The organism is Chamaesiphon sp. VAR_69_metabat_338, assembly GCF_031423935.1.
Lineage (GTDB): Bacteria > Cyanobacteriota > Cyanobacteriia > Cyanobacteriales > Chamaesiphonaceae > Chamaesiphon.
In genome coordinates this window covers 1-7,360 of record NZ_JANPGM010000150.1, presented here as the reverse complement: position 1 = coordinate 7,360, position 7,360 = coordinate 1, and the positions used below count along the sequence as shown (strand labels likewise).

The following is a 7,360-nucleotide window of genomic DNA, read 5'->3' as shown; positions in this document are numbered from 1 at the left end:
CATTAAACTTTTCTCTCAAAATAGCGTAGAGGGATGCCAGCAACTCAGTCCGCGTAGGCGGACTTTGCAACATTAGCCACGATTTCAATCGTAGGCGACTAATTAACCAACAGTACCTTCCAATTTCAGACTCAACAATCTATCCGCTTCAACAGCAAATTCCATCGGCAGTTGATTAAAGACATCCTTACAGAAACCACTAATCATCATCGAAATCGCATCCTCTTGGGAAATCCCCCGTTGAGCGAAGAAGAATAACTGATCCTCACCAATCTTAGAAGTCGATGCTTCATGTTCGACTTTGGCGGTTTGGTTCTGAACTTGGATATAGGGGAAAGTATTCGCTTGCGCTCTGTCGCCAATTAGCATCGAGTCACATTGGGAATAATTTCTCGCGCCTTTCGCTGTCGGATTCATTTTGACTAAACCGCGATAGCTATTCTTCGATTTTCCGGCAGAAATCCCTTTGGAAATAATCGTACTGCGGGTATTTTTGCCCACATGGATCATCTTGGTGCCAGTGTCAGCTTGTTGAAGATTATTAGTCAGTGCGACGGAGTAGAATTCACCGACGGAGTTGTCGCCGACTAAGACACAACTCGGATATTTCCATGTAATTGCCGAACCTGTTTCTACTTGCGTCCAGGAAATCTTGGAATTTACGCCTTTACATAAACCGCGTTTGGTAACGAAGTTGTAGATGCCACCTTTGCCAGTTTCATCGCCAGCGTACCAGTTTTGGACGGTGGAATATTTGATTTCGGCGTTATCTAGTACCACCAATTCGACGACAGCGGCGTGAAGTTGATTGGTATCGAATGCTGGTGCGGTACAGCCTTCGAGATAGGTGACGGAGGCACCTTCATCGGCGATGATGAGTGTCCGCTCGAATTGTCCGCTATCTCCGGTATTGATCCGGAAGTAGGTGGATAAATCCATCGGACATTTGGTGCCTTTGGGGATGTAGACAAAGGAACCGTCGCTAAATACGGCGGAGTTTAAGGCTGCAAAGAAATTATCGGCGATCGGGACGACACTACCCAAGTATTTCTCAATCAATTCGGGATATTCTTTAACAGCTTCAGAGATCGAGCAGAATACAATACCTTCTTTGGCTAATTGTGCCTTAAAGGTGGTGCCGATCGAGACGCTATCAAATACGGCATCGACAGCGACGTTAGAGAGTCGCTTTTGCTCGTTGAGGGATATCCCCAATTTTTCAAAGGTTTCGAGGAGAATGGGATCGACTTCATCCAAACTGTCCAACTTTTTGGCGGCTTGTTTGGGGGCGGAGTAATAGATGATATCGTTGTAATCGATCGCGGGATAGTCAACGTGCGGCCAAGTGGGTTCGGTCATCTTGAGCCACTGACGATAGGCGCGCAGGCGGAAGTCGAGCAAGAATTGTGGCTCGTCTTTCTTGGATGAAATCAGCCGCACGATGTCTTCGTTCAAGCCGCGCGGAATCTGGTCGGACTGAATATCAGTGACGAATCCGTATTTATAGGGTTGATTGACTAAGTTTTGGACTACAGTACTACTCATCGATCGCCTGTGTTCTCTCTAGAATAAGGATGGTTAATATAAACGGAGTTGCTGCGGAGATCTGACCCACCCCGCCCTTCGGGCACCCCTCCGAGGAGGGGATTTTACCCAATGAGGAGGGGAATTGAGATTGGGGAGTAACACAATCTCAGTCGAGACTGACTTCGGCTCGATCGGCAACCACGAAGGCTATTGTGAAATCTACTGGCTGGGCGTAGACAAAAGATTGTATACTAAAACAATGAGCTGATTGTTTAATCTCATTGTATCGTAATTTAACAACATAGTTGTTGCTAAAGTAGCAAAACTAGCGAAAAAGTTTTATTTGCATGTCTGCGCGCGACCATTTCTCCCCACCCAGTACCGATATGATCATAGATCAGCAGTCTTCGACGAAACAGGACATCCTCGAATATCTCCTCAAACAGGGTCAAGCGATCGCCCAAGACTTAGCAATCGCCCTAGACATCAGCCCTCAAGCGGTGCGCCGCCATCTTAAAGATTTACAAACCGAAGATTTAATCGTTTATCAGTCAGTTTCGGCGGGGACGGGTAGACCGCAGCACATCTATCATCTGAGCCAAAAAGGACGCGAACGCTTTCCCGACAGGTACGATCGATTTGCGATCTCGTTCTTGGATACTTTGGTCGAAAATATCGGTCACGAGCAGGCTAGCAAGATCCTCCACCAACACTGGCAAAAGAAAAGTATCGATTATCGGCGCAAGCTCGGTAATGGCGTGTTGCCAGAGCGCGTGGCGAAGTTGGTCGAGTTGCGCCGACAAGAGGGCTATATGGCCGAGTATCATCCTCTAGACGGACGAGATGACAAATTTATCCTGACTGAATACAACTGCGCGATCTCGCAGGTCGCAACCTCGTTTCCGGCTGTCTGCGGACATGAGTTGGAAATGTTTGCCACAGCACTTGCTGACTGTCAAGTGGAACGCACCCATTGGCTAGTTGATGGCGAGCATCAATGTGGTTATTTGATTTCGATGACTGGCAATTAATCACCAAATCTCAACTCATGAATGACACACAATATTTAACCCACGCTGAGGCAGTAGAGGTCGAGCAAGCCTTGTTATCTACCCATGAGAAGTTTTTGACTCGGATTACGATTTCTTCGCTGCGAATGCTCCAACAGATTGCTGCGCACGAGGGAGTTAAAGTCGAAGATCTGACTCCTCAGCAAATTATCAAGTGGTTCGAGCGCGATGCGGAGCTGAAGCGATCGCAAGGTGATACGGCGGGATCTCTACAGTGGTAGAGATCGGGGCGGGGAGACTGGGGGACTAGGCTAAAACTCTGTTGCGATCGATCGGTATGTGTTTGAGAGTTGAATCTGCACGATCGATCCCGCCTCGATCGAGTATTGACGATCGGGCGATGGTTAGCAATAGACATGAAAAACCCAGGCTGTTTATCGCTAACGATACCTGGGTCGTGAGATCGCGATCTCAAGCGATCGCCACTGAATCTGGATCGGTAGCTAGAGGCTAAAAAGCTATTTTTAAAAACCTCTACTGCTAAACGATGTCACGGTTTAGCGTTGTTGCGGAACGCTGTTTTGCTTGTTCATTTCTTGGAGTTTGGATTGTTGTTCGGGCGTGAGGATCTTATTTTGCTCGGCGATTGCCGCAGATTGGATGGCTTTGAGCTGAGTTTGTTGGTCTGGTGTCAGGGTCAAGCTGGGGTTTTTGCCCTCTTTCATTGCTTGCTGAAGTTGTTGTTTTTGGGTGGGGTTAAGTACAGCAATCTTCTTTTGCATGACAGTCTGCTGAAGCTTGACTAACTTAGCTTGTTGATCTTTAGTCAATTTGAGCTGTTCGACTGCTTGAGTCTGAGGATTGCTGCTGCTGTTGGTGTTAGGAGTGGTAGTTGGAGCTGGAGTTGTTTTTTGAGTTACGGGTGTCTTGGTGGCTTGAGCAAAGCTAGGTGCGATCGAGAGCGCAACGATCGATATGGAGCAAAGCGCGGTTGATACAGCAGTTAAAGTTAATTTTTTCATAGGATTAGAATGCAAGTCTTAAGTTAAAGTTTGACAGAACGTTAGAGTCGATTTTGATTGTGACACTTTTCTGATGACTCCGCTAGCACCCAAAATGTTCGTTAGTAGCTAGATCTTTTGCTGTCACGAGGATACAGAAAATTTAGAGTTAGTGTTGCCATTGACGCGGAGATCGCTAAATTAGAATTTTGCTCTGACAGTAAATTCGTAGTCGCCACCAGCTTCGAGCTGATAGTCCCACTGCTTCAAGAATCGACCCAAAGCGTCTTGAATCAACGCACGTCCGAGGGCTGGCTCGACAGTCAGTTCCAAATTTCCTTCTCGGCAGCACCATTGGAAATCCCAACAAAAATCTCCAGCACTCACTTCACCAACCACCTTCCCAAATTGCCAAGAGTGCTGGGTGACGCGCACGCGAGCGGTTGTTTCTGGTAATTGACGTTTGGCCATGATTGAGATCGAGGTCTGCCAAAATAATTTATGGATATTTAGATGAATGATAGCTCAACCAACTCCAGATGGGATCGGTAGATGGCGATTCTCTTCGAGACGACAGAGCCGAACGAGTTTAATTGCATCTCGGAAATTGCCAGTAATTTTCTGGTTTAACCGATCGGCTGGAGCTTGGCTAATTGTTGGGGTGCGGCGATTTGGGTAAATAGTTTCCGCGCGTGTCGTTCCCAGTAGATCTGGCTTTGAGTCAGATCGCCAGCTTGGTACCATGTCAATCCGGCTTGATAATAGGCGGCGGCAAGATCGCATTTGGCACCGAGCCTGTCGAGAATTTCGATCGCTTGTAAATGCTGCGCCTGTGCCGATGGGAAGTTGCCTTGCAAGCGATCGAGTTGTGCTAAACCAGTGAGGGTGCGACCTTCAATTTGCAGGTAATTGCCAGTGCGACAAAATGTCAAGGTTTGCTGATAAATCGAGCGGGCGAGATCGTATTCACCCAAGTTAGTATAGGTTTGGCCGATAATTTGCAAGAAAAAGGCACTACTACCAGTCAATTTTTGGCGATTGGTGAGTGGTGAAACCTCACTCAATAATTGTCTGGCGCGATCGAGATGGTTCAGTTCGGATTGAACTAATGCCAAGCAAATAGTTGCCTTTTGTACCCAGCGATCGCCACTAGTATTTTCAGCCAATTTAATTACACTCTGAAATAGTTCGCTAGCTCGTGCTAAGTCCCACAAGTCGATTCGATACAGACCAATGCTTAGTAGCGAATCAAGATGCAATATTTGCAAACAATGTGCGCGATGGGAACGATCTGCGAGATCGATTGCCGATAAGGCACTCGTTGTATAATCGAGCGTCCGTTGTTGGATGGAGATCGCTCGATCGACTCGTCCGGTAATCCAATAAAGATCGCCGAGAATATTCTGGAGTTCGGCGAGATCTCGATCTGGTGCTAATCCAACAACAACCTGCTCGATCGCGATTAAAATTGGTTGGATTGAGCCTAGTCGATATAAGCTACTAGCTAATGGTAAAAATTGTCCCCATTGATTGTGTCGCGGCTGGAGTAATACTTTAGCCGCTCGCCCAAAATCATCGATCTCTAGATAGTGATAATACGCTTCTAAAGCGACTATTGCCGTGCGATCGTCGGTAATTTTAGTAACCGATTCAGTCCAATAATTAGCAGCAGCTTGATGCGATTTAGTCCAATCTTGAGTAGATTGCAACCGAGCGATCGCTTCGGCTCTAATTGCGGGATGCAGCCAGTACCGACCGCAGTGCGCCTCGATAAGCGATCGATTGTTGAGTGCAGCGAGGACTTTGATTCTGCGCGATGGTTCGATCTCCCACAATAAGCATAGTAAAGCATCCACATCAACGCGACTGAGATCTTGATAGCGATAACAGCCAGCTCGACAGAGTAATTGATAGGCGTCGGGATCTAAAGTTGCCAATCGATCGAATTGATTGCTAATTAATTGTTGCAAGCCGATCTCTACCGACTGCAAACTGCGATCGGAGCGGAGATAAACCGTAATATTACTAGCAAAATCAGCCTGAATATTGCCAGCAATAATTTCCATCGCTTTGGCATTACCACCATAGCTATAATGCAATGGTGCGAGTTCGATATCGGTGGCATCGATTTGTCGATAGCTAAAATAAGTTTGCCATGTTTGCAGATCTAAACCCGATAATCGATAGTGATGGAGATTGAGATCGATTTCACAAAGTCGATCGCGACTGGTAATTAAAGTGATACCGAGTAGCTGGCGATCTGTTAACACTCTTAACAGTTCGAGATAGTCGCGCCGAGCGAGTACGATCTGGCCATGCCGATCTAGTACTGGCTCTAAATTATCAATTAAAATGCCAATTTTGCGAGTACTTAATTGCCGCTTCAAGCGTAATAGCGATATGCTAAATTCCCGTCCGGGTTCGCTCTGCAAATCTTGCCGCAACCATTCTTCGACAACGATCGCCGCTGGCGTAATTTGCGCTGTCTCTTTGGCCATGACTAATTCTAAAATTAGCTCGCAACCAGCAGTTTTTAAATACTGCTGTGCTAACGTCGTTTTGCCGATCCCACCTTCGCCGACGATCGCGATCGTGCGTTGTCCCTGGTAAATTAACTCATCTAAGCTCGCGATCGCGCTTTCTCTCCCGATAAACTGACGATTGACGATCGGTTTTGGTGTCGAGCGCGGTGCATTGAGATGCCGTTGCAAGATCGATTTGAGATTGGTTTTAGTGACGCGTTCGCCAAATAATTGCGTCAACAGTTGCCACAAAGCGGCGGCAGTATCCTTGACGTGTCCCTCTGTGCAATGATAGTCTGCTGCGATCTCCACGTACTTGCGGCTCAAATATACCTGGCTGACGATAAAAATTTGGAGATCGTTGAGATGGGAGCCTGTCTCGATCGCGAGCGTTCGATCGAGCCAATTGATGGCAGTATCGATATTCATCGATTAGGGGGTAGGGAGTAGAGGTTAGGGGATAGGGAATAGCGGATAAAATTTAGGATTTGTTAATTCAGTTACAACTAACAACTACTCGTTATTGTTTATCGATTTCCGACTTTTTCCGACTTATTACTAGTATAAGATTGCCGACTCGATCCGACTGACAGTATTTATGCGGAAGTTTATATTGGGGATAACACCTCAGTATTGCTACGCAAGTTATGACTTTAATTCTTACCAATCGGTTTAAAAATCGAACTCAAACTGATTTCTCGATCGCGATTCAACCTTTACTCGATCGTTATTTTCAGCCAACTTATTTAACCGATCGCTTACAAGAGTTACCAGCTCAATTCGATCGTCCGCAGCCTCGGAAATGGGCGCGAATCGATTGGCGCAGTATCAACCCCGACCTCGTCACTGGAATTGAGCTGTCGCTATTTTTAGCCATTCTCAAAGGGGCGATCGATACCGAAGCCCCGATTGGCGATTATACCCATACTAGTCGCCAATATCTCGATGCGATTCATCCGCAGATGGCGACATTTGTTGGCGGATCGATCGATGCTGAGGGGAATACTAATAGCAAAGGAATCTGGGAGTTAGAAGAATGTCGTCACGCACCGGCACTGATGGTAATTTATCATCGCTTGAGTGGCGAAAAGATCGTTCCTAATCCCAAACTCGCACGGGCTTATCAACCCAGTAATTCTCCCGACAAGGATCTTTACCGGCATGGTTTATCGCGAATTTTTACTGAATATGGTGCTACCTGTTTATATCTGTGGCTAATTGGGCATTCTACAGGAACACTGCAACAAGTATTAATCGAAATGCTCCAAGATGAAATCAACCATTTGATTAAGTATTGGGG

The 7,360-nt window shown here is 46.5% G+C and carries 8 protein-coding genes; 4 read left to right on the top strand and 4 right to left on the bottom strand.

The window, feature by feature from the left end:
- Window positions 1–102: 102 nt before the first annotated feature.
- Window positions 103–1,545 (bottom strand): Fe-S cluster assembly protein SufB, encoded by a 1,443-nt coding sequence (gene sufB / locus RMO84_RS04480; RefSeq protein WP_310487280.1) that lies wholly within the window; start codon window positions 1,543–1,545, stop codon window positions 103–105.
- A gap of 368 nt (window positions 1,546–1,913) precedes the next feature.
- Here sufB and sufR point away from each other — a divergent pair, with 368 nt between their 5' ends.
- The 3 genes from sufR to RMO84_RS04465 all read left to right on the top strand — a co-directional run bounded on the left by sufR (window position 1,914) and on the right by RMO84_RS04465 (window position 3,051).
- Window positions 1,914–2,558, top strand: coding sequence for an iron-sulfur cluster biosynthesis transcriptional regulator SufR (gene sufR / locus RMO84_RS04475; RefSeq protein WP_310487279.1), 645 nt, complete (start codon window positions 1,914–1,916; stop codon window positions 2,556–2,558).
- 17 nt (window positions 2,559–2,575) lie between these two features.
- The gene (locus tag RMO84_RS04470; RefSeq protein ID WP_310487278.1) at window positions 2,576–2,818 is read left to right on the top strand and encodes a hypothetical protein; all 243 of its coding nucleotides are present in this window, start codon (window positions 2,576–2,578) and stop codon (window positions 2,816–2,818) included.
- Window positions 2,819–2,880: 62 nt separating this feature from the next.
- Entirely contained in the window at window positions 2,881–3,051 is a 171-nt protein-coding gene (locus tag RMO84_RS04465) for a hypothetical protein (RefSeq protein ID WP_310487277.1), read from the top strand.
- 43 nt (window positions 3,052–3,094) lie between these two features.
- Here the strand turns inward: RMO84_RS04465 and RMO84_RS04460 are convergent, their stop codons facing one another.
- From RMO84_RS04460 to RMO84_RS04450, 3 genes are all read right to left on the bottom strand, one after another.
- On the bottom strand, window positions 3,095–3,559 hold the full coding sequence (locus tag RMO84_RS04460) for a hypothetical protein (RefSeq protein ID WP_310487276.1): 465 nt from the start codon (window positions 3,557–3,559) through the stop codon (window positions 3,095–3,097).
- 180 nt (window positions 3,560–3,739) lie between these two features.
- Entirely contained in the window at window positions 3,740–4,009 is a 270-nt protein-coding gene (locus tag RMO84_RS04455; protein ID WP_310487275.1) for a DUF3146 family protein, read from the bottom strand.
- 155 nt (window positions 4,010–4,164) lie between these two features.
- Window positions 4,165–6,489, bottom strand: coding sequence for a tetratricopeptide repeat protein (locus RMO84_RS04450; RefSeq protein WP_310487274.1), 2,325 nt, complete (start codon window positions 6,487–6,489; stop codon window positions 4,165–4,167).
- Between the two features lie 218 nt (window positions 6,490–6,707).
- On the opposite strand from RMO84_RS04450, the gene RMO84_RS04445 reads away from it, so the two are divergent.
- Window positions 6,708–7,360: ferritin-like domain-containing protein (locus RMO84_RS04445; protein WP_310487273.1), on the top strand; the 653-nt coding region annotated here is incomplete at its 3' end.

Bases quoted from the DNA above. Each gene is read 5' to 3' on its own strand.
- sufB (WP_310487280.1), bottom strand. From the start codon at position 1,545: ATGAGTAGTACTGTAGTCCAAAACTTAGTCAATCAACCCTATAAATAC.
- sufR (WP_310487279.1), top strand. From the start codon at position 1,914: ATGATCATAGATCAGCAGTCTTCGACGAAACAGGACATCCTCGAATAT.
- RMO84_RS04470 (WP_310487278.1), top strand. From the start codon at position 2,576: ATGAATGACACACAATATTTAACCCACGCTGAGGCAGTAGAGGTCGAG.
- RMO84_RS04460 (WP_310487276.1), bottom strand. From the start codon at position 3,559: ATGAAAAAATTAACTTTAACTGCTGTATCAACCGCGCTTTGCTCCATA.
- RMO84_RS04455 (WP_310487275.1), bottom strand. From the start codon at position 4,009: ATGGCCAAACGTCAATTACCAGAAACAACCGCTCGCGTGCGCGTCACC.
- RMO84_RS04450 (WP_310487274.1), bottom strand. From the start codon at position 6,489: ATGAATATCGATACTGCCATCAATTGGCTCGATCGAACGCTCGCGATC.